Here is a 21,677-nt window from a genome sequence, read left to right on the forward strand (position 1 = left end):
ACGGACGGCCCCTGCCGGCGCCGCCGGTCAGCGATAGCCGCCTTCCTTCGGGTTGTGGATGATCCAGATCAGGTTGCCGCCGGTGTAGTCGCCGAGCGAGCCGCCGGCGAAGATCAGCCGGCCCTGGTTCTTGAACACCATCTCGTAGCGGTGCCGGTCGCTGCCGAAGTAGAACGGGATCCAGGCCTTGCCGGTGACGTAGGCGCCCTGGTCGGTCGGCTGGCCGGCGAGGTCGATCGCCTGGCGCATCGACATGCCGATCTGCAGCTTCGTGAACTTGCTGCCCGGCGCCGGCTTGCCGGTGATCTCGCCTTCCCAGCCGCCCAGGCCCTTGACCTGCTGGCCGCTGCCGGCTTCGACCTTCGACGAATCGACCACTTCGCCGCGGTCGTTCAGGCCGGCCTTGCTCTTGGTGGCGGGCGCCGGTGCGGGTGCGGGCGCCTTCGCGGTGGTGGCCGCCGGGGCCGGCGCGGGCGCGGGCGCGCTGGCCGAGTCGCTCTTGCTGCCGGTCGTCACGCAACCCGCCGCGAGCACGGCCGCGAACAGCACGGCCAGCGGCGCGCGGGACAGGATCGGGGTCTGGCTCATCCTTGTACGTCCTCATGAAATCGGGGTGGCGGGACTCTAGCCAGAGTCCGCTCGCCACCCCGTGCGACAGCGCAACGCGCCGCCGTGTCAGGCCAAAAAGTGCTCGATCAGCGCGCCGCGATCACGCGGGCCATCTCCAGCACCTTGTTCGAGTAGCCCCACTCGTTGTCGTACCACGCGATGACCTTGACGAAGGTCTTGTCGAGCGCGATGCCCGCCTCGGCGTCGAAGACGCTGGTGCAGGGTTCGCCGCGGAAGTCGGTGGCGACGACCTTGTCCTCGGTGTAGGCCAGCACGCCCTTCATCGGGCCGGCGGCCGCCGCCTTCATCGCATTGCAGATGTCGTCCCAGCTGGCTTCCTTGGCCAGCTCGGCGGTCAGGTCGATCACCGAGACGTCCGAGGTCGGCACGCGGAAGGACATGCCGGTGAGCTTCTTGTTCAGCTCGGGGATCACGACACCGACGGCCTTCGCGGCGCCGGTCGACGACGGGATGATGTTCTCGAGGATGCCGCGGCCGCCGCGCCAGTCCTTGTTGCTCGGGCCGTCGACGGTCTTCTGCGTCGCGGTGGCGGCGTGCACGGTGGTCATCAGGCCGCGCTTGATGCCGAAGGCGTCGTTCAGCACCTTGGCGACCGGCGCCAGGCAGTTCGTCGTGCACGAGGCGTTCGAGATGATCGCCTGGCCGGCGTAGGTCTTGTCGTTGACGCCGAAGACGAACATCGGCGTGTCGTCCTTCGACGGCGCGCTCATGATGACCTTCTTGGCGCCGGCGTCGATGTGCTTCTGCGCGGTTTCCTTGGTCAGGAAGAGGCCGGTCGACTCGACCACCACCTCGGCGCCGACCTCGCCCCACTTCAGCTCGGCCGGGTCCTTTACCGCGGTCAGGCGGATCTTCTTGCCGTTGACGATCAGCGTATGGCCGTCGACCGCCACGTCCCCCTTGAAGCGGCCGTGCACGCTGTCGTACTTCAGCATGTAGGCCAGGTAGTCCGGCTCCAGCAGGTCGTTGATGCCGACGACCTCGATGTCGGAAAAGTTCTGCACCGCGGCGCGGAACACCATGCGGCCGATGCGGCCGAAACCGTTGATGCCGATCTTGAGGGTCATCTGTCTCTCCAGGGGTGAGTGCGAAATTGTGGCCGGTGGCGGTTACCGCGACGGAACGAAGTCGAGGTCTTCAGGGCGTTGCTTGCCGCAGATCAGCGCCCGAGCACGCGGCGCACCGTCGCCGCGACGTTCTCCGCGGTGAGGTGGAAGTGCTTGAACAGCGCCGGCGCCGGCGCGCTTTCGCCGTAGGTGTCGATGCCGACCACCGCGGCGCAGCCGTACTTCCACCAGTAGTCGGTGACGCCGGCCTCGACCGCGATGCGCGGCAGGCCGTCGGGCAGCACGCTGCGCTTGTAGGCCACCGCCTGGCGGTCGAACACCGTCGTCGAGGGCATCGACACCACGCGCACCGGGATGCCGACCTGCGCCAGCTCGGCCTGCGCATGCAGCGCCAGCTGCACTTCGGAGCCGGTGGCGATGATCACCGCGCGCGCCTTCTGCTTCAGTCCGACCTCGGCCGGCTCGGCGAGCACGTAGGCGCCGCGGGCGATGGCGTCGAGGCCGCTGGCATCGGGAGCGGCGCCTGACGTCGCCTTGGGGGCATACGGCAGGTTCTGGCGCGACAGCAGCAGCGCCGACGGGCGGTTCTTCGTCTGCAGCGCGCAGCCCCAGGCGACGACGGTTTCGGCGGTGTCGGCCGGGCGCCAGACGTCCAGCCCCGGGATCAGGCGCAGCGCCGACGCGTGCTCGACGCTCTGGTGCGTCGGGCCGTCCTCGCCGAGGCCGATCGAATCGTGCGTGAAGACGTGGATCACGCGCGTTTTCATCAGCGCGGCCATGCGGATCGCATTGCGGCTGTAGTCGCTGAAGGTCAGGAAGGTGCCGCCGTAGGGGATGTGGCCACCGTGCAGCGCGACGCCGTTCATGATCGCGGCCATGCCGAACTCGCGCACGCCGTAGTTGATGTGGCGGCCGAGGCGGCCGTTGGCATCGACGGTGGGCTGGCCGTCGGCATCGAAGCGCAGCGGCGGCGTCGACGAGGTGTTGGTGAGGTTCGAGCCGGTCAGGTCGGCCGAGCCGCCGAGCATCTCGGGCAGCGCCTTCGTGAAGGCTTCCAGCGCCAGCTGGCTGGCCTTGCGCGAGGCCACGGTCTGCGCCGCGGCATGCGCGCCGACGGCGGCATCGACCACGGTCTGCGCGAAGTTCGCCGGCAGCTCGCCCGCGACGCGGCGCGCGAATTCGGCAGCCAGCTCCGGATGCGCGGCCTTGTAGGTCGCGAAGCGCGCGGCCCACGCGGTCTCGGCTTCTTCGCCGGCGGCCTTGGCGTCCCACAGCTCGTAGGCCGTCTCGGGGATCACGAAGGGCTCGTGCGTCCAGCCCAGGGCATCGCGCGTGAGCTTGCATTCGTCGACGCCCAGCGCCTCGCCGTGCGCCTTGGCGCTGCCGGCGCGGTTCGGCGAGCCCTTGCCGATCGTCGTCTTGGCGATGACCAGCGTCGGCTTCAAGGCCGATTGCTTCGCGCGGGCGATCGCACGGTCCATCGCCTCGACGTCGTGGCCGTCGACCGGGCCGATGACGTCCCAGCCGTAGGCCTCGAAGCGCTTGCCGGCGTCGTCGATGTACCAGGGCGCGACGGGACCGTCGATCGAGATGCCGTTGTCGTCGTAGATCGCGACCAGCTTGTTCAGCTTCCACGCGCCGGCCAGCGCGCAGGCTTCGTGGCTGATGCCTTCCATCAGGCAGCCGTCGCCCAGGAACACGTAGGTGTGGTGGTCGACGATCGCATGGCCGGGACGGTTGAATTCCGCTGCCAGCAACTTCTCGGCCAGCGCCATGCCGACCGCGTTGGTGATGCCCTGGCCGAGCGGGCCGGTGGTGGTCTCGACGCCCGGCGTGATGCCGACTTCCGGATGGCCCGGCGTCTTGCTGTGCAGCTGGCGGAAGTTGCGCAGCTCGGACAACGCGAGGTCGTAGCCGGTGAGGTGCAGCAGCGCGTAGATCAGCATCGAGCCATGGCCGTTCGACAGCACGAAGCGGTCGCGGTCGGGCCAGTGCGGATTCGCCGGGTTGTGCTTCAGGTGCCGGCCCCACAGCGCGACGGCGATGTCCGCCATGCCCATCGGCGCGCCGGGGTGGCCGGAATTGGCCTGCTGCACGGCGTCCATCGCCAGCGCGCGGATCGCGTTGGCCATGAGGGTCGTGTCCTTGGAGGTGTCTTGGCTGAGGGTCGAGGACATGCGTGGAGGCACCGCTCGTTGGCGAACGATGGGGGGAGGGGGTGGAACCTGGGGGAAACGCGGATTTTAGCGGCTCGATAATCCGCGCCCATGCAGGGCCTGCACCTCACCGCCGACCTCCGGGGCTGTTCCCCGGCGCTTCCCGTGATGACCGACACGGCCGCGCTGCGCACGCTGTGCGTCGATGCCGTGCGCGCGGTCGGGCTGACGCCGGTCGGCGAGCTCTTCCATCGTTTCGATCCGACGGCCGGCGGCAGCGGCATCACCGGCGTCGTGCTGCTCGCCGAGTCGCACCTCGCGGTGCACACCTGGCCGGAGCTGGCCGCGGTGACGCTGGACGTCTACGTCTGCAACTTCGGCGCCGACAACTCGCACCGGGCCGACGCGCTGCTGCAGCGGCTGGAGCAGGCCTTCGCGGCCGACACCACGCAGCGCCAGCGCATCGAGCGGGGCCGCGCCTGATGGCCGCGGCGAACCTGAAGGCGCTGGTGCTCGCCGCCGGCCGCGGCGAGCGCATGCGGCCGCTGACCGACGTCACGCCCAAGCCGCTGCTGCCGGTGCACGGCAAGCCGATGATCGAGTGGCACCTGGACGCGCTGGCGCGCGACGGCGTGCGCGACGTGGTGATCAACAGCGCGTGGCTGGAAGACCAGTTCCCCGCCGCGCTGGGCGACGGCACGCGCTTCGGCCTGACGTCGATCACCTACTCGATGGAAGGCCGCGACCACGGCGGCGCGCTGGAGACCGCCGGCGGCATCGCGAAGGCGCTGCCGCTGCTGGGCGAGTGCTTCTGGGTGGTCTCCGGCGACATCGTGATCCCGGACTTCGTCTTCGATGCGGCGCTGGCAGCCGACTTCGCCGCGGGCACCGACGACGCGCTGATCTGGCTGGTGCCGAACCCTGACTTCAACGCCGCCGGCGACTTCCGCCTGGAAGGCGACCGCGTGCATCGCGAGGGCGGCCCGCGGCCGCTCACTTACGCCAATATCGCGCTGGTCCGCCGGCGGCTCGTCGAATCGGTGACGCCCGGCGCGCATGCCAAGCTGAACCAGTTCCTGTTCGACGCCGCCACGGCCGGCCGGCTGGCGGGTCGGATGCTCAGCGGGCCGTGGCACAACCTCGGGACGCCGGCGCAGCTGGCGGCGCTGAACGACGCCAGAACACGATGACGTTGCCGGCCGCCACCAGCCCGAGCCCGGCCAGGCCGCCGGCCGTCCAGCGGTAGCCCTCGACCCACGCCGAGACGTTCAGCGCGACGACCGGGAACAGCACCGTGCAGTAGGCCGCGCGGTCCGCGCCGAGGCGGCCGACGAGGGTGAGGTACGCGGTGAAGCCGATCACCGAGCCGGGAATCGCGAGGTACAGCCACGCGGCGACGTAGGTGAACGAGGCATCGAAGGCCGGCGGCTGGCCGCTGGCCAGCGCGTAGGCCGTGACCAGCGTGGTGCCGGCGAGCATGGCCCAGGCGTTGGTCTGCAGCGGCTTCAGGCCCTGGCGCTGCAGCGCGCCGGACAGCAGGTTGCCGAGCGAGAAGCTGCAGGTGCCGGCGAGCGCCAGCGCCAGGCCGACCAGCGTGTCCCGCGCGCCCAGCCCGGTGAAGAGCTCGGTGCCGAACAGCAGCGCCAGGCCGGCCAGCCCGAACAGCGCGCCCAGCAGCACCCGCGGCTTCAAGGGCTGGCCCTGGAACAGCCGCCCGTTCAGCGCATTCCACAGCGGCGCGGTCGAGAAGCACACCGCCACCAGGCCGCTGGCGATGAAGCGGCTGGCGTGCAGGAAGCACAGGAAGTTGACGCAGAAGAGGCACAGGCCCTGCGCCAGCAGCAGCGGCCAGGCGCTGCGCGGCGGCGCCTTGGCCTCGCGCCGCCAGGCCAGCCAGGCGAGCAGCACCGCCGCCGCGAGCGCGAAGCGCCAGGCGATCGACCAGGCGACCGGCACGACACCCAACTGCAGCTTCAGGGCGATCCAGGTGGTGCCCCAGATCAGCACGGTGGCGAGGTAGAGGCCGGCGGTGGTGGTCATGCGCGGAAGTCTGCGGCGCACCGCCCAGGTCGGATCGCAGGATCTTGCGGTTTTGTGCGGCAGGCGCGGCACGCGCGCGGCCCGCACGCGTAAGCTCGCGCCGATGTCCTCCCCTGCCCCGCCCGCCGCCGAGTTCGCCGTCTGCCGCGAGCTGCTGCGCTCGCGCGCGACGCCGCTGCGCACGGTCGCGCTCGGGGGTGATTCGAACGCCTGGCTGGTGCACTGGCGCAATGCCGACACCGAGACCGCCTACGCGCAGCCCGGCCATCACACGCTGTCGCTGTACCTGGACGGCGGCGAGCAGGTGCGCTGCCTCGAGCAGCCGCAGGCGCGCGGCGCGCCCGGCAGCCTGTGCTGCATGCCGGCGGGGCACCAGTCGCGCTGGCAGGTGCACGGCACGCTGCAGCTGCTGCACCTGTACCTGCCGACCTTGCCGCTGGCGCTGGCCGCCGAGCAGTGGTTCGACCGCGATCCGCGGCTGGCGAGCCTGCGCGACCGCATCTGGTTCGACGACGAGGTGCTGGCCGCCCTGGGCCGGCGCATCGTCGCGCTCGACTGGACGCACACCGACGCCGGCCTCGCGCTTCAGGAGCTGACGCTGCAGATGCAGGCCCGGCTGCTGCAGGCGCACGGCGATTCGCAGCGGCCGGTGACGGGCACGGCCGTGCGCGGCGGCCTGTCGGCGGCCGCACGCCGGCGCGTGCTGGACTGCATCGAAGCCGCGCCGGCCGGCGCGTCACCGTCGCTCGACGAACTGGCCGCGGCCGCGTGCCTGTCGAGTTATCACTTCCTGCGCATGTTCAAGGCCAGCTTCGGCCAGAGCCCGCACGCCTGGGTGATGCAGCGGCGGCTGGCGAAGGCGCGCGCGCTGCTGGGCGCGGGCCGGCTGCCGCTGCCGCAGGTGGCCGAGGCCGCCGGCTACGCGCACCTGAGCCACCTGAACACGGCGCTCAAGCGCGCGGGCCTGGGCAGCGCGGCGCAGCACCGGGCGGTGATGCGCCGCGTGGCGGTGTAGGACGCGCGGGGGCGGCGGTCTACGGCGCGACCAGCGGCAGCGCGATCGCATCGATGCGCTGCAGCACCTCGGGCGTCAGCTTGTCGGCGATCGCCAGCGCGCCGAGGTTGTCCTGCAGCTGCGCCGGCTTCGACGCGCCGGTGATCACCGTCGAGACGCGCGGGTTCTTCGTCACCCAGGCGATCGCCAGCTGCGCGGGCGTCGCGCCGAGCTCGGCGGCGATGCCGGCCAGCTGCTGCACCGCGGCGTTCTTCGCCGCGTCGGTCAGCTGCTCGCGCAGGAAGCCCATGGTCTCCATCGCGCCGCGCGTGCCGGCCGGGATGCCGTCCTTGTACTTGCCGGTCAAGAGGCCCGAGGCCAGCGGGCTCCAGGTCGTCAGGCCCAGGCCGATGTCCTCGTAGAGCCGTGCGTACTCCTGCTCGACCTTCTTGCGGTGGAACAGGTGGTACTGCGGCTGCTCCATCACCGGCTTGTGCAGGTGGTGGCGCTCGGCGATCTCCCACGCGGCGCGGATGTCGGCGGCCGACCACTCGCTGGTGCCCCAGTAGAGCGCCTTGCCGCGCGTGATCATGTCGCTCATCGCCCACACCGTCTCCTCGATCGGCGTGTGCGGATCGGGGCGGTGGCAGTAGACGAGGTCGATGTGCTCGAGGCCGAAGCGCTGCAGCGAGCCGTCGATCGCCTGCATCAGGTACTTGCGGTTGAGCGTGTCCTTGCGGTTGACCGCGTCGCCCTGGCGGTCCAGCCCCCAGAAGAACTTGGTCGACACGATGTAGTTCAGGCGCGGCTTAGCGAGGCGCTTCAGCGCGGCGCCCATCACCTCCTCGCTGCGGCCGGCGGCATAGGCCTCGGCGTTGTCGAAGAAGTTGATGCCGGCATCCAGCGCGGCGGCGAGCATCTCGACCGCGGCGTCGACGTCGACCTGGTTGTGGTACGTGACCCAGGAGCCGAGCGAGAGCTCGCTCACACGCAGGCCGGAGCGGCCGAGGCGGCGGTATCGCATGTGTGTGGAGGGTGAAGGGTGGGAAGGGGCGGCAGCGTATCAGGCGGCCGCGCGCAGCCAGCGCGCGAGCTTCGTTCCCGCACCGTCGCCATGGGTGAAGGCTTCTTCGAACACCGAATAGGCCGACAGGTCGGCATGCGCGAAGCGCACGCGGCCGCTGGCCTGCGCCAGCGCGGCGAGCGCCGGCGACGAGCGCAGGCCCGGCACCGGGATGCTCATCGCATGGCCGTAGCGGGTCAGCACGATGCGCTCGAGCTTGTCGGGCAGGTCCGGATGCAGCGGCCGCAACTCGTCGACCACGCGCTGCGCCCACGCGGGCGCGGCCTCTTCGAGCAGCGCGCCGCGCTGCGCCCGCGGCAGCGCCCAGTACAGCGTGATCACCGTCGGCTGCGGCGACGGGTCCAGGCGCTGGTGGCCGGCATCGACATAACCGAGCGACGCGCTGCCGTAGCGCACGTTGTCCCAGGCCGGCGGCGCGCCGATCAGGCGGTCGAGCAGCGGCGCGTTCAGCTGCAGGTTGGCCACCAGCCAGGGCGCATGGGCCTGGCGCGTGAGCACCTCGCGCAGCGCGTCGGGCGGTGCGTCGAGCAGCCGCGCGGCGACGAACAGCGGCACGCACAGCAGCACCGCGCGCGCAGCCCAGGCCTCATGGCGCTGCGCGCGTTCGTCGAAGGCGCGCACGAGCACGCCCTCGCGCGTCTCGCTCACCTGCAGCACCGTGCGCGCCGGCTGCAGCCGCTCGCCGAGCGGCGCGGCCAGGCGTTCGGCAAGCCAGGCATTGCCTTCGGGCCAGGTGAAGACGGCATCGCGTTCGCCGTCCCCTTCCCCCGGCGCGCTGAAGCCGTGGCGGCTCGCGAAGTAGTGCAGCCCCGCCCACGCCGAGACCTCGCCGAGGCCGGCGCCGAAGTCGTCGCGGCAGGCGTAGTCCAGGTACCAGCGCAGGCGCCGATCGGCCAGGCCTTCGCGCGCGAGCCAGGCGTCGAAGGTCAGCGCGTCGAGCGCCGCATGCTCGGGCGTCCACGGGGCGCGCTGCGTCGGCATCGCGAAGCCCAGCCGCTGCGCGGCGGCCACGCGCTGCGCGAAGCCGCGGTACTGCGCCAGCGTCGCCGAGCCCGGCTCGGCCGGCGGCAGCAGGCCGTCGTGCCACGCGCCGTCGATGAACAGGCGCTCCTGCGGGCTGTGCGCGAGGTGGCGTTCGTCGGCGATCCAGCGCCCGGCCTGGTGGCGCATCAGGCCGATCTCGGCCAGCCAGCCGCGCACCTCGGGCGCGGCGTCGCCCGGCACCGGCAGGTAGTGCGCACCGAGCGGGCAGCGCTGCGCGCCGAGCGTGTGGCCGCGGCTGTTGCCGCCGGCCGTGTCTTCCAGCTCCAGCAGTGCGATGTCGGCGATGCCTTCGGATTGCAGGGCCCGTGCGGCGGCAAGGCCGGCGATGCCGGCGCCGATCACCAGCACGTCGGTGCGGCGCGTGATGGCCGCCGGCGGCAGGCCGTTGTGGCGGGCCTCGCGCAGGCGGTGGCCGCGGGCGTGCGAGACGCCGTGCCACTGCGCGCCGGCGATCGCCTGAGGGCCCGGGGGCCGCGGCGAACACGCCGCCAGCGCACCCGCGCCAGCGGCCGCCAGCAGGCCGCGCCGCCGCAGCCCGATCACTCGTGCACCTTGCCCCACTCCGCCTCGAAGGTGTGCACCAGCGTCTGGTTCGACAGCCGGTTCGGCTCGACCGGCACGCGCGCCATGTCGGGCGGGAAATGGAACAGCGCGGGCCAGGCGGTGTCGGGCCCCAGGAAGCGCAGGCCCGGCGGCAGCGCCTCGGGCACGCGCCACGGGCGGCGGCTGGCGAGGATGAAGCCCCACTCGCCGAAGCTCGGCACGTGCGCGTGGTATGGCGTGGCGGTCAGGCCGACGGCTTCGATCGTCGCCGCGACGGTCCAGAAGCTCTTGCGCGCGATCAGCGGCGAGGTGGTCTGCACCACCGCGTAGCCGCCGGCGGCCAGGTGCTGGTCGAGCCGCTCGTAGAAGCTCGTCGAATACAGCTTGCCGAGCGAGAAGTTGCTGGGGTCGGGGAAGTCGACGACGATGACGTCGAACATGTCGCGATGCTGCTCCAGCCAGCCGAAGGCATCGGTGTTGACGATGGTGAGCTTGGGGGAGCGCAGTGCATCGGCGTTCAGTGCGCGCAGCATCGGCAACTCGGCGAAGAGCCGCGTCATGTGCGGGTCCAGCTCGACCAGCGTCACGCGTTCGACGCCTGGGTACTTCAGCACCTCGCGCACGGCCATGCCGTCGCCGCCGCCGAGCACCAGCACGCGCTTCGGGGCGCCGTGCGCGGCCATCGCCGGATGCACCAGCGCCTCGTGGTAGCGGTACTCGTCGCGCGAGTGGAACTGCAGGTTGCCGTTGAGGAAGAGCCGCACGCCGGCCGGCCCGGAGGTGACGACGATGCGCTGGTAGGGGCTGGATTCCCGCAGCACGACGCGGTCGCCGTAGAAGCGGTCCTCGGCCCAGCTGGTCATGCGGTCGGCGAAGGCGAAGGCGACCAGCAGCGCGGTCACCACGAAGGCGCAGGCCAGCGCATGCGCGCGCAAGGTGCGCAGCTCGGCGCGAAACAGCCACAGCGCCCACACCGCGACCGCCGCGTTCAGCAGCCCGAAGAAGACGCCGGTGCGCACCAGCCCCAGGTGCGGCACCAGCAGCAGCGGGAAGGCCACCGACACCGCCAGCGCGCCCAGGTAGTCGAAGGTCAGCACCTGCGACACCAGCTCCTTCAGCGCGTAGCGTTCGGCGAAGTGGCGCTTGAGGATGCGCATCACCAGCGGGATCTCCAGCCCGACCAGGATGCCGACCACCAGCACCAGCCCGTACAGCAGCAGGCGGAACGGCAGCGCATGGCCCGCGGGCAGCAGGCTGTGCGCGGCGAACAGCGCCGCCGGCATCAGCCCGCCGATCAGGCCCACCAGCAGCTCGATGCGCAGGAACTGCGCGACCAGCTGGTGCTCGACATGCTTCGACAGCCACGAGCCGACGCCCATCGCGAACAGATAACTGCCGATGACGGTGGAGAACTGCAGCACCGAGTCGCCGAGCAGGTAGCTCGCCAGCGCACCGGCGGCGAGCTCGTAGACCAGGCCGCAGGCGGCGACGACGAAGACCGAGGCCAGCAGCGCGAGCTCGCCCGGGGCGATGCGGGGTGCGGCGGTGGCGGTGGCAGGAAGGCTCACGGTGGCGGCGAGCGTAGCAGGCCGCGCCGCCTATCATCCGCGGCGGAAAACGGGAGGACATTCGATGATCCGCACGCTGATCGCCAGGCTGCTGCTGGCGACCGCCGCCGCTGTCGTTGCGCTCGGCGGGCCGGCGCACGCGGCCGATGCCGCTGCAGCGGCGACGCCGATCCCGCTCGAAGCCTTCGCGCGGCTGCCGATGGTCGAGGGGGTGACGCTCGCGCCCGGCGGCCAGCGCTTCGCCGTGCTGCTGAACCAGGGCGCCGACACCTGGCTGGCCGTGCGCGAGCTCGAAGGCGGCGGACCGCTGAAGGCGCTGCTGAAGAGCGACAACAAGCAGTTCCGGTTCGCGTGGGCGCGCTGGGTCAACGATGAACGGCTGCTGGTCAGCGTGCGTTATCCCGGCCGGCGCGGCTGGATCGAGAGCACCGAGACGCGCCTGTTCTCGATCCGCCGCGACGGCACGGGCATGGTGAATCTCGTGCGCACGCCGTCGTTCGACCGCCTCGCGCACGTCGCGCAGTACCAGGACGGGGTCATCGACTGGCTGCCGGACGACGGCCAGCACGTGCTGCTGCAGCTCGTCGAGGACCACGCCATCGAACCCACGGTCTTCCGCGTCAATGTCGAGACCGGCCGGCGCAGCGCGGTGCACGCGGCGCGAGGCGGCGTGCGGCAATGGATCACGGACGCCACGCACCGCGTGCGCGTGGGCATCAAGCGACACGACGCGCGCGTCGACATCCTCGTCAGCGACCGCGACGGCACGCGCTGGCGCACCGCCTGGACCTTCGACGTGCTCGACCGCACCGCGGTCTGGCCGCTGGGCTTCGGTGCCGACCCGGACAAGCTCATCGTCACGGCCGAACACGACGGCCGCCGCGCGCTGTTCGAGGTGAACCTGACCGATGACGCCCTGACGCGCCAGCTGCTGTTGAGCCATCCGAGGTTCGACCTGCGCGGTGAGCTGATGACCGCGCCGAAGACCGGACAGGCCATCGGCGTGCGCATCGACGTGTTGGGCGACGCCGCCGCCGGCTTCTGGGACGCCGACACGAAGCGCCTGCTGCAAGCCATCGACCAGGCCCTGCCCCAGCGCCGAAACCAGCTGCTGCAGTTCAGCGCCGACGGCGCACGCTACCTTCTGAAGTCGGCCGGCAACGGTCAGCCGGCGCAGTACTTCGTCGGCACGCGCGCCACCGGCAACCTCGCGCTGCTGGCGGAGACCTACCCGGAGCTCGGCGACCGGACGCTCGCGCGCAGGACGCTGCTGACGATTCCCACACGCGACGGCGAGCTGCTGCCGGTGGCCCTGATGCTGCCGCCGGGCGCACGTCAACTGCAGTCGCTTCCGGCAGTGATCCTGCCGCAGGGCGGCTTGCCGCGCGGCGACACGATCGACTTCAACCCGCTGGCGCACTTCCTCGCCGACCGTGGCTACGCGGTGCTGCAGCTCGCGTCTCGCGGATCGACCGGGGTTGTGCAGAACGACCTGGGCCTGCAACGCGTCGGACCGGAGATGCAGAACGACCTCGCAGACGCCGCGCAGTGGCTGACCCAGCCCGGGCGGGTCGACGCGACCCGCGTGTGCATCGTCGCCAGCGGCTTCGGCGCCCATGCCGCGCTGATGAGCGGCGCGACGGCTCCCGGGCTGTATCGCTGCATCGTCAGCTTCGCCGGCATCACCGACCTGCTTGAACTGGGCGCGCAGTACCGCAACTACCTGCACGGCCAGGCGATGTTCGAACGCCTGGTGGGCTCGACCTGGGACGACAGCGACCGGCTGAAGGCAAACTCGCCGCGCCGCCTGGCCGAGCAGTTCAAGGCCCCGGTGCTGCTGGTGCACGGCACGGCGGACCGCAGTGTGCCCGTCGAGTACAGCGAGCTGATGGCCAGCGCGCTGAAGCGGGCCGGCAAGCCGCATCGCCTGGTGACGCTGGAGGAAGGCGATCATGACCTCGGCCACCAGGGCCACCGCACGCAGTTCTTCCGCGAGCTGGAGGCCTTCCTCGCCGAGCATCTGAAAGGTCAGGCGCCAGCGCCAGCGCCGGCCGCCAAGGCGCCCTGACCCGCCGGATCAGCCGTGGATCGCCGCCGCGATGATCTGCCCGATGGCGATGAACTTGGCGCCGACGATGATCGCCAGCGCGATGTTCTTGTGCTCGACGATCTCCTCCCACAGCTTGTAGGGCGTGAGCTTGTCGATGACGACGAAGCTGATCCACAACACCGCGATGCCGATCACGGCATAGAGGATCGATCCCAACACGATGGCGGGTTTGAGCCATTCGAATCCCATCTTGTCGCTCCTTCCGTGGTCTTGGTGAGTGCCGGCGCGATCACTTGTGGCTGCCGCCGCCCGAACTGAAGCCGCCGTACGAACCGCCGCCGGTGCGGAAGCCGCCGCCCGAACGCTGGCTGCGCAGGCACTGCTGGTACTCGGCGCTGGCTTCGCCGAAGTTCTCGCGCAGCGGCTGGCAGTCGTCGCTGCTGCTGCTGCAGCTGCCGATGATCGAGAACAGCACGATCGCGACGACGAACACGATCAGCCAGGTCTTGAGCCCCTTGGCGCCGCCGGAGGTGCTGGCGAAGGCCTTGGTGTCGCGGCGCATCGCCAGCGCTTCGGCCGTGCCGAGGCCGAAGGCCTTGGCGACGGCATCCGAATCGAGCGCCCCGCCGGCCGACCAGGTGACCTCCTGGCCCGCCTGTTCGCGATTGAGGCGCAGCGCGCCGGCGGCGAAATCGGTGTTGCGCGTCTTCTCGCCGCGCGCAAGGCGCCAGTAGAACTCGCCCAGCACGTGCGTCACCGCGCCGGAGTAGCTGTAGAGCTGGTCGTAGCTCTTGCCGCGCCAGATCACGCGGCGGTCCTGGATCTGCGGCACGCCGGTGATCGGCCGTGCATAACTCCAGCCGTCCTCGGCATCGACGAGGAAGGTGAAGCCTTCGGTGGCGTTGTAGAGCAGGTACTCGCGCCAGGTCGCCTGCTCCTCGCCGGCCTCGACGTCGACCTCGATGCGCTCGACGTAGCCGACCACCTGCCAGTCGATCGCCGGCGTGCCGGCCGGCCCCAGCGCGATCTTGCCGCTGCGGCCCAGCGGGATCAGCGGCGGCGTGCCGTGCGACTGCTGCACGTAGTGCTCGAGGTCGGCGCCGGCGCCCTTCGAGATGTCGACCACCGCCTCGCACTGGCCGCAGACGATGGACTTCGTGCTGTCGAGTTTCGGTTCCAGCGATGCGCCGCAGTTCGGGCAGTTCATCGCGTTGCCGCGCAGCGTCTTTTCGCTCTCGCCCCGCAGACCGGTGAGCGCCAGGTCGGCCAGCCGCACCGAGCGGCCGACGGTCCAGCTCGGACGCTGCGGATCGCGCCAGTCGAGCGTGCCGACCTGGTCCTGCTGGTTGCGCAGGTCGGCGACGAAGAACTCGCCGCCATCGAGCCGCGGCGGCACCGGCAGCTCGCCCTCGGCGGCCAGCAGCTTCGCGCGCTGCACCGAGGCGACGTCCCACACCGCGCCGCTGACGACGCGGCGCTGGCCGGGGAAGAGCTCGTCGGGCGTCGGGACCGGGCCGGTCAGCGGCTGGTCGGCCGCGACGACGTAGGCGCCGTTGTCCTCGGACAACCACGCGCTGGTGAAGCCGGACTCGCTGCCAGGTTGGTCCAGCAGGATGTGCCACTCGTTCCAGCTGCCGCCCTCGTAGCCGATCTGCTGGCGGCCGACGATGGTGAAGGCGTGGCCTTCGAGCTTGCCCGCGGCCTGCAGCTGCAGCGGCGAGTGGTCGTCGAAGAGCTCGGCGCTCTGGCCGATGCGTTTCAGCGCCTCGCCGTCACGCAGCAGCGTCGAGCGGCAGAAGCTGCAGACCGCGCTGGCCGAGGCCGCCGAGGCGAACTCGACCGGCGCGCCGCAGTTCGGGCACGCCGCGCGCCAGACGCGCTGTGAGCCGGTGGCCAAGGCCGCGCGCGCCGGCTCAGGTCAGGGAATGGTGGACCGTCACGTTCGGTGCGTCAGACCAGCTTCTTCAGCAGCTCGGCCTTCTTCGCGGCGAACTCGTCCTCGGTCAGGATGCCCTTGGCCTTCAGGTCGGCCAGCTTCTCCAGCGTGGCCATCACCTCGTCGGGGCGGATCGCGGCGGGCTGCGCGGCGGCTGCGCCCTGCGCCTGGCTGGACTGCAGCCCGGCCGCGAGGTTCTGCGCCATCACCTGGCCCAGCGCAACGCCGGCACCCAGGCCCATCGCGCTGCCGGCCATGCCGCCGCCGTCGCCCGAGGCCGCGCCCTTGGCGAGCTCGGGCATCGCCTGCGCGGTCTGGTACTGCATGAACTTGCCCATGTCGTTGCCGACCATGCCCATGCCGATCTTCTGGTCGAGGATCTTCTGCAGCTCCTCCGGCAGCGAGACGTTCTGCACCGTCACGCCCTCGAGCTTCAGGCCGATCGCGTCGAAGGACGGCCCGGTCGCCTCGCGGATCTGCTTGGCGAACTCGATCTGGTTCGCCGCGAGGTCGAGGAAGGGGATGCCGCTGCGCGCGACCGCATCGCTGATGTGCTGCAGCATCAGCCCGCGCAACTGGCCGTCGAGGTCGGCGACCGTGTAGGTGTCGCGCGTGCCCGAGATCTCGGTGTGGAACTTCTTCGGGTCGACCACGCGGTAGGCGTAGTTGCCGAAGGCGCGCAGGCGCACGGCGCCGAAGTCCTTGTCGCGGATCGTCACCGGCTGCTGGGTGCCCCAGCGCTGGTCGATCTGCTGGCGCGTGCTGAAGAAGTACAGGTCGCTCTTGAACGGGCTCTCGAACAGCTTGTCCCAATTCTTGAGGTAGGTCAGCACCGGCAGCGTCTGCGTCGTCAGCTTGTACATGCCGGGGCCGAAGACGTCGGCCACCTTGCCTTCGTTGACGAAGACGGCCATCTGGCTCTCGCGCACGGTCAGCGACGCGCCGTACTGGATTTCGTTCTGCGCCATCGGGAAGCGCCAGGCGATCACGCCGTCCTGGCTCTCGGTCCACTCGAGGATGTCGATGAACTGTTTCTTGATGAAGTCCATCAGGCCCATGGCAACGCTCCTTGCATCAACACCCCGGCGGAACGGGGGTGCCGGCGAATAATACGTGCCAACCCGGCGCGGATCGAACCCCACATGAGCCCCGACCTGAACATTGCCGTCATCGGCGCCGGCCCGGTCGGGCTGGCGCTGGCGCTGCACGCGGCGCGCACCCTGCCGACCAGCCGCATCAGCGTGTTCGACGCCCGTCCGGTGGACAAGGACGTCTCCGCCGACCCGCGTACGCTTGCTCTGTCCCTCGGCAGCGTGCAGCTGCTGCAACGGCTGCAGGCCTGGCCGGCGGCCGATGCGCAGCCGATCCTCGAGGTGCATGTGTCGCAGGCGCCGCCGACGCTGGCCTTCGCCGGCGGGCTGCAGCGCCTGGGCCTGGGCGACGCGGAGGCCACCGTGCGCATCCGTGCCGAGGACGAGGCGGTACCGCTGCTCGGCGCGGTGCTGGGCTACGGCCAGCTGGTCGCGCCGCTGCAGCGCGCCTGGCTCGAAGTGGCCGCGCAGGCGCCCGAGCGGCTCTTCACCCGCTTCGGCACGCCGGTCACCGCGCTGCAGCCCAAGGACGGCGGTGTCGAGATCGATGCCGGCATCGCCGAGCGCTTCGACCTGGCGGTGATCGCCGAGGGCGGCGTGTTCTCGGCCGAACCGCCCGGCACCACCATCGCGCCACGGCCACGCGGCCCGCTGCGGCACGACTACAGGCAGACCGCCTGGGTCGGCACCGTGGCGGTCGACGGCGGCATGGCGGGCCGGGCGTTCGAACGCTTCACGCGCCACGGGCCGGTCGCGCTGCTGCCGCTGAAGCCCGACGGCGCGCAGGCGCTAGCGGCGCTGGTGTGGTGCGTGCCCAGCGACGACGACCCGGTGCGCGAGCTCGACGATGCGCAGCGCCTCGTCGTGCTGCAGAGCCTGCTGCCCGAGGCCGCCGGCCGCGTGCTGTCGATCGGCGCGCTGAAGCCCTTCCCGCTCGGGCTCAACGCCGAGCGCACGCTGGTCGACGGCGCGACGGTGCGCATCGGCAATGCCGCGCAGACGCTGCACCCGGTGGCCGGCCAGGGCCTCAACCTCGGCCTGCGCGACGCCTTCGAGCTGGTGCTGGCGCTGCGGGACGCGTCCAGCGTCGCCGGCGCGCTGCGGCGCGTCGAATGGTCGCGCGCGCCGGACCGCTGGGCGGCGATCGCCGCCACCGATTTCCTCGCCCGCAGCTTCACCTGGCGCTGGCCGGGGCTGCCGGCCGCGCGCGGGCTGGGCCTGGCGGCGCTGCAGGCGCTGCCGCCGCTGAAGTCGGCGCTGGCGCGGCAGATGATGTTCGGGCGGCGCTGAAGCCTCACTCGATCGCCATCTTCAGGAACAGCTCGCGGTCCGGCGCGAAGTTGGCGTACAGCGGCAGCAGCGCCCCGCCGAGCGCGCGCGCGTCGGAGCCGATGGTGCCGGGCAGCAGCGGCGGGCGGTCGACGCCTTCCCAGCTGTAGCCGGCCAGCGCCCGCTCCAGTGCGACCAGCAGCGCGGCCTGCAGCGCGCGGCTGAACGAGCCGTCGACGATCACGCCGTCCAGGTCGAGCAGGCAGGCCGCGCCGTTGACCGCGAAGGCGATCGCGTCGGCCGCGTCGGCGAGCCAGGCTTCGGTGTGCGGCGCCCAGGGCGCCTGCAGCGCCCGCTCGTCGGCCGCGGCGCCGATGTCCAGGCCGGCGTCGGCATACAGGCGTTCCAGGTTGACCAGCGAGGCCACGCTCAGCAACTGGCGCGGACTGGCGCCGCTGGCGTGGCGCTGCAGCGGCAGCGAGCCGATCGCGCCGGCGTTGCCGTGCGACCCGGCGCGCAAGTGGCTGTCGATCACCAGGCCACCGCCGATGAAGGTGTCGACGAAGACGTACAGGAAGCTCTGGATGCTGCGGCCGCGGCCGGCCACCAGCTCGGCGACGCAGGCGGCCGCGGTGTCCTTCAGCAGCTCGACCGGCAGCTCGGTGAGCCGCGCGACCTCGGCACGCAGGTCGGTCGACGGCCAGCGCGCGGCGACCTCCGGCGGCATGTCGAGCAGCGTCTGCCAGCCGCCGAGCGACAACGGCGCGGCGATGCCGATGCCCTGCACGCGGGCGTAGGCCGCATCGTCGAGCTGCGCGCGGATCGCCTGCAGCCGCGCGCCGATCTCGGCCAGCAGCTGCGCCGGTTCGGGGTAGCGGTAGTCCATCGTCCAGCGCGCGCGAACCGCGCCGACGAAGTCGACCAGCAGCACGTCGACGCTGCGCCGGCCGACCTTGATGCCGATCGCGAACGCACCGTCCGGGTTCAGCGCCAGCGGCACCGACGGCTGGCCGACCTTGCCGCGCTGCGGCGCGCCCTTGACGATCAAGCCGTCGTCGAGCAGGCGCTTGGTGATGATCGAGACGGTCTGCGCGGTCAGCTGCGTCTGCCGCGCGATCTCGGCCCCCGGCAGCGCGCCATGCAACCGGATCGCCTGCAGCACGACGCGCTCGTTGTACTGGCGCTGGCCGCCGTGGCGCGAGCCCCGCGGCAGCAGGCGCGGCGGGGGCTCGGCCACCGGGTCGGTCACCACCACGGTCAGTGGGCTAGACATTCAGACGGAATCTCCTCGGGGCGCATCGCGCCGGTCATCACCGCGACGGTATCGCTCATGCTGATCTTCTTCGGGTTCAGCACCGCGGCACGGCGGCCGAGGCGGGCGACGTGGATGCGGTCGGCGACCTCGAAGACATGCGGCATGTTGTGCGAAATCAGCACCACCGGCAGGCCCTGGTCGCGCACGCGGCGGATCAGCTCGAGCACCATGTTGCCTTCCTTGACGCCGAGCGCGGCAGTCGGCTCGTCCATGATGACCACGTGCTGCGCGAAGGCCGCCGCGCGCGCCACGGCGACGCACTGGCGCTGGCCGCCGGACAGCGTCTCGACCGCCTGCGTCATCGAGCGGATGCCGACCTTCAGGTCCTGCATGCGCTCGATGCTCTGCTGCAACATGCGTTTCTTGTCCAGCATGCGAAAGACGCGTCCGGCCAGCCCGGGGCGGCGCAGCTCGCGGCCGAGGAAGAGGTTCTCGGCGATCGTCATCGCCGGCGCGACCGCGAGGTCCTGGTAGACCGTCTCGATGCCGGCGCGGCGCGCGTCGATCGGGCTGCGAAAGCGGATCGGCTGGCCGTCGAGGCGGATCTCGCCGTCGTCGGGCACGATCGCGCCGGACAGCGCCTTGATCAGCGAAGACTTGCCGGCGCCGTTGTCGCCGATCACCGCGAGGATCTCGCCGGCGCGCAGCTCGAAATCGGCACCGTCCAGCGCGGTGACCTGGCCGTAGCGCTTCACCAGGCCCCGGGCCTGCATGACGATCTGCGGCGCGGCGTTCGATGCGGCGTTCATCAGCGGGCTCCCTTGCGCGAGAGTTGGTCGGTGGCCACCGCCAGGATCACCAGCACGCCGGTGACCAGCACCTGGTAGATCGACGACACGCCCATCAGCGTCAGGCCGTTGCGGAACACGCCGACGATCAGCGCGCCGACGAGCGTGCCCAGCACGACGCCGCGGCCGCCGAAGAGGCTGGTGCCGCCGAGCACGACGGCGGTGATCGCGTCGAGGTTCTCGGTCTGCCCGGCGTTCGGATCACCGACGCCGGTGCGCGCCACCGACAGCAGCGAGGCGATGCCGTAGAACAGCCCCGCGACCACGTAGACGCCGAGCAGCACCTTCTGCGTCGGGATGCCGACCAGACGCGTCGCTTCCGCGTTGTTGCCCACCGCGTAGACATGGCGGCCGGCCGCGGTTTCGCGCAGCACGAACCAGGTCAGCCCGAACAGCGCCAGCATCAGCAGCGTGCCCCAGGCGACCTCGGTGCCGCCGATCGAGAAGGTGGCGCCGAGCGCGGTCAGCGCATCGGGCAGGCCGGTGATCGTCTGGGAGCCGGAGTAGAGCTGCGTGATCGCGAACGCGATGTTCAGCGTGCCCAGCGTGACGATGAAGGGCGGCAGCTTGATGCGCGTGACGAGCAGCCCGTTGATCAGGCCGAACAGCGTCGTCACCGCCAGCCCGCAGCCGATGGCCAGTGCCGGCGGCAGGCCGAGCTCGGTGGCGAACTTCGTCATCACGACGCCGCCCAGTGCCATCACCATGCCGCAGGACAGGTCGATGCCGGCGGTCAGGATGATCAGCGTCTGGCCGATCGCGATGACCCCGACGACCATCACCTGCTGCAGCACCAGCGACAGGTTGCCGCCGGTGAGGAAGCGGTCGCTCTGGGTCGCGAAGAAGGCGCAGGCGGCGAGCAGCGCGATGAAGGGCCCGAGCGTGCCGAGCGGGGGAAGCTTGTCCTTCAGGGTGCGCATGGTGTGCTGCGGGCCGGTTGGCAGGGGGACGGCGGTGGTGCCCATGATGTCTCAGGCCCCGGTCACTTCTTGCCCCAGCACAGCGAGGTGCCGGTGGCGACGTCCTTGCTCTCGACGCCGGGCACCGCCTTGGCGGCGATCAGCGTGACGCCGGTGTCGGTGTAGCCGCTGACCTTCTTGCCGCCCTTGGCGTAGGCCATGCCGGCGTCGACGCCCATCGCCGCCATCTTCAGCGGGTACTGCTGCGAGGTGGCGGCGATCTTGCCGTCGCCGACGTCCTTGACGCCCTGGCAGCCGCCGTCGACCGACACGATCACGACACCCTTGTCCTTGCCCACCTTCTTCAGCGCGTTGAACGCGCCCGCGGCGGCCGGCTCGTTGATCGTGTAGACCACGTTGACGTCGGCGGACTTCTGCAGGCAGTTCTCCATCGCCGTCTGGCCCTTGGCCTGGTCGCCGAAGCTGTCGGCCATGCAGACCACCTCGGCGGCCTTGCCGAGCTCGTTGCTCTTCGCGTCCGGCGCCGCCAGGCCGAAGCCCTTCAGGAAGCCGTTGTGGCGCTGCGCGCCGACCGGGTGGCCGGGGAAGAGGTCGAGCATCACGATCTTCGCCGGCTTGCCCGCCAGCGCGGCCTTCGCGTACTGGCCGATCAGCACGCCGGCCTTGTAGTTGTCGGTGGCGAAGAGCGCATCGGTGGCCTCGGCCGGGTCGGTCGGGCTGTCGAGCGCGATCACCTGCACGCCCTTGGCCTGCGCCTTCTTGATCGCCGGGATGATGGCCTTCGAGTCGCTGGGCGTGATCAGGATCGTCTTCGCGCCGGCGGCGATCATGTTCTCGATCGCCGTCACCTGGCCCGCGTTGTCGCCGTCGGTCTTGCCAGCACCGGTCAAGAGCTTGGCGCCCTGCGCCTTGGCGGCCTCGGCCGCGCCTTCCTTCATCTTCACGAAGAACGGGTTGGTCTCGGTCTTGGTGATCAGGCCGATCACCGGCGCGTCGGCGGCCAGCGCGGGGCCGGTGGCGGACAGGGCGAGCAGGGAAGTCAGCAAACAACGGCGCATGGCGGTCTCCTGGAAGGGCAAGCGGGGTAGGGCGGGTGCGGCGGGCCCGGGTCGGACCCGATGGTGAAATTCTCGGCGCCATGCTTTAATAAATCAAGTTGATTGATTAATGGTTATCCCGGAG

Annotated in this window: 19 protein-coding genes; 5 read left to right on the plus strand and 14 right to left on the minus strand. The window is 71.1% G+C overall.

The features are described from left to right. Positions 1-27: 27 nt before the first annotated feature. The 3 genes from P1K89_RS19020 to tkt form a co-directional block, all read right to left on the minus strand. Complete coding sequence (locus P1K89_RS19020) at positions 28-588, minus strand: hypothetical protein (RefSeq protein WP_284618074.1); 561 nt, start codon at positions 586-588, stop codon at positions 28-30. 107 nt (positions 589-695) lie between these two features. Next, positions 696-1,697 carry a type I glyceraldehyde-3-phosphate dehydrogenase gene (gene gap, locus P1K89_RS19025; RefSeq protein ID WP_284618075.1) on the minus strand — a complete coding sequence of 334 codons (1,002 nt, stop codon included), beginning with the start codon at positions 1,695-1,697 and terminating at the stop codon, positions 696-698. Positions 1,698-1,789: 92 nt separating this feature from the next. After that, complete coding sequence (tkt, locus tag P1K89_RS19030) at positions 1,790-3,874, minus strand: transketolase (protein ID WP_284618076.1); 2,085 nt, start codon at positions 3,872-3,874, stop codon at positions 1,790-1,792. Between the two features lie 147 nt (positions 3,875-4,021). Here tkt and P1K89_RS19035 point away from each other — a divergent pair, with 147 nt between their 5' ends. Both P1K89_RS19035 and P1K89_RS19040 read left to right on the plus strand, forming a co-directional pair. Beyond that, a complete protein-coding gene (locus P1K89_RS19035) occupies positions 4,022-4,336 on the plus strand; it encodes an S-adenosylmethionine decarboxylase family protein (protein ID WP_439898008.1) in 315 nt (104 codons plus the stop codon). Next, positions 4,336-5,043, plus strand: coding sequence for a nucleotidyltransferase family protein (locus P1K89_RS19040; RefSeq protein WP_284618078.1), 708 nt, complete (start codon positions 4,336-4,338; stop codon positions 5,041-5,043). The genes P1K89_RS19035 and P1K89_RS19040 overlap by 1 nt, the downstream gene beginning before the upstream one ends. Here P1K89_RS19040 and P1K89_RS19045 read toward each other — a convergent pair. Then, entirely contained in the window at positions 4,973-5,893 is a 921-nt protein-coding gene (locus tag P1K89_RS19045; RefSeq protein WP_284618079.1) for a DMT family transporter, read from the minus strand. The two genes, P1K89_RS19040 and P1K89_RS19045, sit on opposite strands and share 71 nt — an antisense overlap. A gap of 103 nt (positions 5,894-5,996) precedes the next feature. Between P1K89_RS19045 and P1K89_RS19050 the strand changes: the two genes are divergently transcribed. Continuing rightward, on the plus strand, positions 5,997-6,908 hold the full coding sequence (locus P1K89_RS19050; RefSeq protein WP_284618080.1) for a helix-turn-helix transcriptional regulator: 912 nt from the start codon (positions 5,997-5,999) through the stop codon (positions 6,906-6,908). A 19-nt stretch (positions 6,909-6,927) separates the two neighbouring features. Here P1K89_RS19050 and P1K89_RS19055 read toward each other — a convergent pair whose 3' ends face one another. From P1K89_RS19055 to P1K89_RS19065, 3 genes are read right to left on the minus strand one after another with little or no spacing between them, the layout of a single operon-like run. Beyond that, on the minus strand, positions 6,928-7,911 hold the full coding sequence (locus tag P1K89_RS19055; protein ID WP_284618081.1) for a potassium channel beta subunit family protein: 984 nt from the start codon (positions 7,909-7,911) through the stop codon (positions 6,928-6,930). Between the two features lie 39 nt (positions 7,912-7,950). Further along, entirely contained in the window at positions 7,951-9,558 is a 1,608-nt protein-coding gene (locus P1K89_RS19060) for an FAD-dependent oxidoreductase (RefSeq protein ID WP_350081676.1), read from the minus strand. Continuing rightward, positions 9,555-11,126, minus strand: coding sequence for a polyamine aminopropyltransferase (locus P1K89_RS19065; RefSeq protein ID WP_284618082.1), 1,572 nt, complete (start codon positions 11,124-11,126; stop codon positions 9,555-9,557). The genes P1K89_RS19060 and P1K89_RS19065 overlap by 4 nt, the downstream gene beginning before the upstream one ends. 64 nt (positions 11,127-11,190) lie before the next feature. On the opposite strand from P1K89_RS19065, the gene P1K89_RS19070 reads away from it, so the two are divergent. Then, a complete protein-coding gene (locus P1K89_RS19070) occupies positions 11,191-13,194 on the plus strand; it encodes a S9 family peptidase (RefSeq protein WP_284618083.1) in 2,004 nt (667 codons plus the stop codon). A gap of 9 nt (positions 13,195-13,203) precedes the next feature. Here the strand turns inward: P1K89_RS19070 and P1K89_RS19075 are convergent, their stop codons facing one another. Genes P1K89_RS19075 through P1K89_RS19085 form a run of 3 tightly spaced genes read right to left on the minus strand, consistent with a single transcriptional unit; the run spans position 13,204 to position 16,170 of the window. Beyond that, positions 13,204-13,425 carry a DUF350 domain-containing protein gene (locus tag P1K89_RS19075; protein WP_284618084.1) on the minus strand — a complete coding sequence of 74 codons (222 nt, stop codon included), beginning with the start codon at positions 13,423-13,425 and terminating at the stop codon, positions 13,204-13,206. A gap of 40 nt (positions 13,426-13,465) precedes the next feature. After that, on the minus strand, positions 13,466-15,073 hold the full coding sequence (locus tag P1K89_RS19080; protein WP_284618085.1) for a DUF4178 domain-containing protein: 1,608 nt from the start codon (positions 15,071-15,073) through the stop codon (positions 13,466-13,468). A 53-nt stretch (positions 15,074-15,126) separates the two neighbouring features. After that, positions 15,127-16,170 carry an SPFH domain-containing protein gene (locus P1K89_RS19085; protein ID WP_284618086.1) on the minus strand — a complete coding sequence of 348 codons (1,044 nt, stop codon included), beginning with the start codon at positions 16,168-16,170 and terminating at the stop codon, positions 15,127-15,129. Positions 16,171-16,254: 84 nt separating this feature from the next. On the opposite strand from P1K89_RS19085, the gene P1K89_RS19090 reads away from it, so the two are divergent. Then, positions 16,255-17,493 carry an FAD-dependent monooxygenase gene (locus P1K89_RS19090; RefSeq protein WP_284618087.1) on the plus strand — a complete coding sequence of 413 codons (1,239 nt, stop codon included), beginning with the start codon at positions 16,255-16,257 and terminating at the stop codon, positions 17,491-17,493. 4 nt (positions 17,494-17,497) lie between these two features. On the opposite strand, the gene P1K89_RS19095 is transcribed toward P1K89_RS19090, so the two are convergent. The 4 genes from P1K89_RS19095 to P1K89_RS19110 all read right to left on the minus strand — a co-directional run bounded on the left by P1K89_RS19095 (position 17,498) and on the right by P1K89_RS19110 (position 21,553). Next, positions 17,498-18,745: an ROK family transcriptional regulator gene (locus P1K89_RS19095; protein ID WP_284618088.1), complete on the minus strand. Its 1,248-nt coding sequence runs from the start codon at positions 18,743-18,745 to the stop codon at positions 17,498-17,500. Further along, positions 18,730-19,536, minus strand: coding sequence for an ATP-binding cassette domain-containing protein (locus P1K89_RS19100; RefSeq protein WP_284618089.1), 807 nt, complete (start codon positions 19,534-19,536; stop codon positions 18,730-18,732). The genes P1K89_RS19095 and P1K89_RS19100 overlap by 16 nt, the downstream gene beginning before the upstream one ends. Beyond that, the gene (locus P1K89_RS19105) at positions 19,536-20,495 is read right to left on the minus strand and encodes an ABC transporter permease (protein ID WP_284618090.1); all 960 of its coding nucleotides are present in this window, start codon (positions 20,493-20,495) and stop codon (positions 19,536-19,538) included. Before P1K89_RS19105 ends, P1K89_RS19100 begins: the two co-directional genes overlap by 1 nt. Positions 20,496-20,557: 62 nt before the next feature. Continuing rightward, positions 20,558-21,553: a sugar ABC transporter substrate-binding protein gene (locus P1K89_RS19110; RefSeq protein ID WP_284618091.1), complete on the minus strand. Its 996-nt coding sequence runs from the start codon at positions 21,551-21,553 to the stop codon at positions 20,558-20,560. Positions 21,554-21,677 lie beyond the last annotated feature (124 nt).

Origin of the sequence: Aquabacterium humicola (genome assembly GCF_030167915.1) — a bacterium.
Classification (GTDB): domain Bacteria; phylum Pseudomonadota; class Gammaproteobacteria; order Burkholderiales; family Burkholderiaceae_C; genus Pseudaquabacterium; species Pseudaquabacterium humicola.

Bases quoted from the DNA above. Each gene is read 5' to 3' on its own strand.
- P1K89_RS19020 (WP_284618074.1), bottom strand. From the start codon at position 588: ATGAGCCAGACCCCGATCCTGTCCCGCGCGCCGCTGGCCGTGCTGTTC.
- gap (WP_284618075.1), bottom strand. From the start codon at position 1,697: ATGACCCTCAAGATCGGCATCAACGGTTTCGGCCGCATCGGCCGCATG.
- tkt (WP_284618076.1), bottom strand. From the start codon at position 3,874: ATGTCCTCGACCCTCAGCCAAGACACCTCCAAGGACACGACCCTCATG.
- P1K89_RS19035 (WP_439898008.1), top strand. From the start codon at position 4,022: ATGACCGACACGGCCGCGCTGCGCACGCTGTGCGTCGATGCCGTGCGC.
- P1K89_RS19040 (WP_284618078.1), top strand. From the start codon at position 4,336: ATGGCCGCGGCGAACCTGAAGGCGCTGGTGCTCGCCGCCGGCCGCGGC.
- P1K89_RS19045 (WP_284618079.1), bottom strand. From the start codon at position 5,893: ATGACCACCACCGCCGGCCTCTACCTCGCCACCGTGCTGATCTGGGGC.
- P1K89_RS19050 (WP_284618080.1), top strand. From the start codon at position 5,997: ATGTCCTCCCCTGCCCCGCCCGCCGCCGAGTTCGCCGTCTGCCGCGAG.
- P1K89_RS19055 (WP_284618081.1), bottom strand. From the start codon at position 7,911: ATGCGATACCGCCGCCTCGGCCGCTCCGGCCTGCGTGTGAGCGAGCTC.
- P1K89_RS19070 (WP_284618083.1), top strand. From the start codon at position 11,191: ATGATCCGCACGCTGATCGCCAGGCTGCTGCTGGCGACCGCCGCCGCT.
- P1K89_RS19075 (WP_284618084.1), bottom strand. From the start codon at position 13,425: ATGGGATTCGAATGGCTCAAACCCGCCATCGTGTTGGGATCGATCCTC.
- P1K89_RS19085 (WP_284618086.1), bottom strand. From the start codon at position 16,170: ATGGGCCTGATGGACTTCATCAAGAAACAGTTCATCGACATCCTCGAG.
- P1K89_RS19090 (WP_284618087.1), top strand. From the start codon at position 16,255: ATGAGCCCCGACCTGAACATTGCCGTCATCGGCGCCGGCCCGGTCGGG.
- P1K89_RS19095 (WP_284618088.1), bottom strand. From the start codon at position 18,745: ATGTCTAGCCCACTGACCGTGGTGGTGACCGACCCGGTGGCCGAGCCC.
- P1K89_RS19100 (WP_284618089.1), bottom strand. From the start codon at position 19,536: ATGAACGCCGCATCGAACGCCGCGCCGCAGATCGTCATGCAGGCCCGG.
- P1K89_RS19105 (WP_284618090.1), bottom strand. From the start codon at position 20,495: ATGCGCACCCTGAAGGACAAGCTTCCCCCGCTCGGCACGCTCGGGCCC.
- P1K89_RS19110 (WP_284618091.1), bottom strand. From the start codon at position 21,553: ATGCGCCGTTGTTTGCTGACTTCCCTGCTCGCCCTGTCCGCCACCGGC.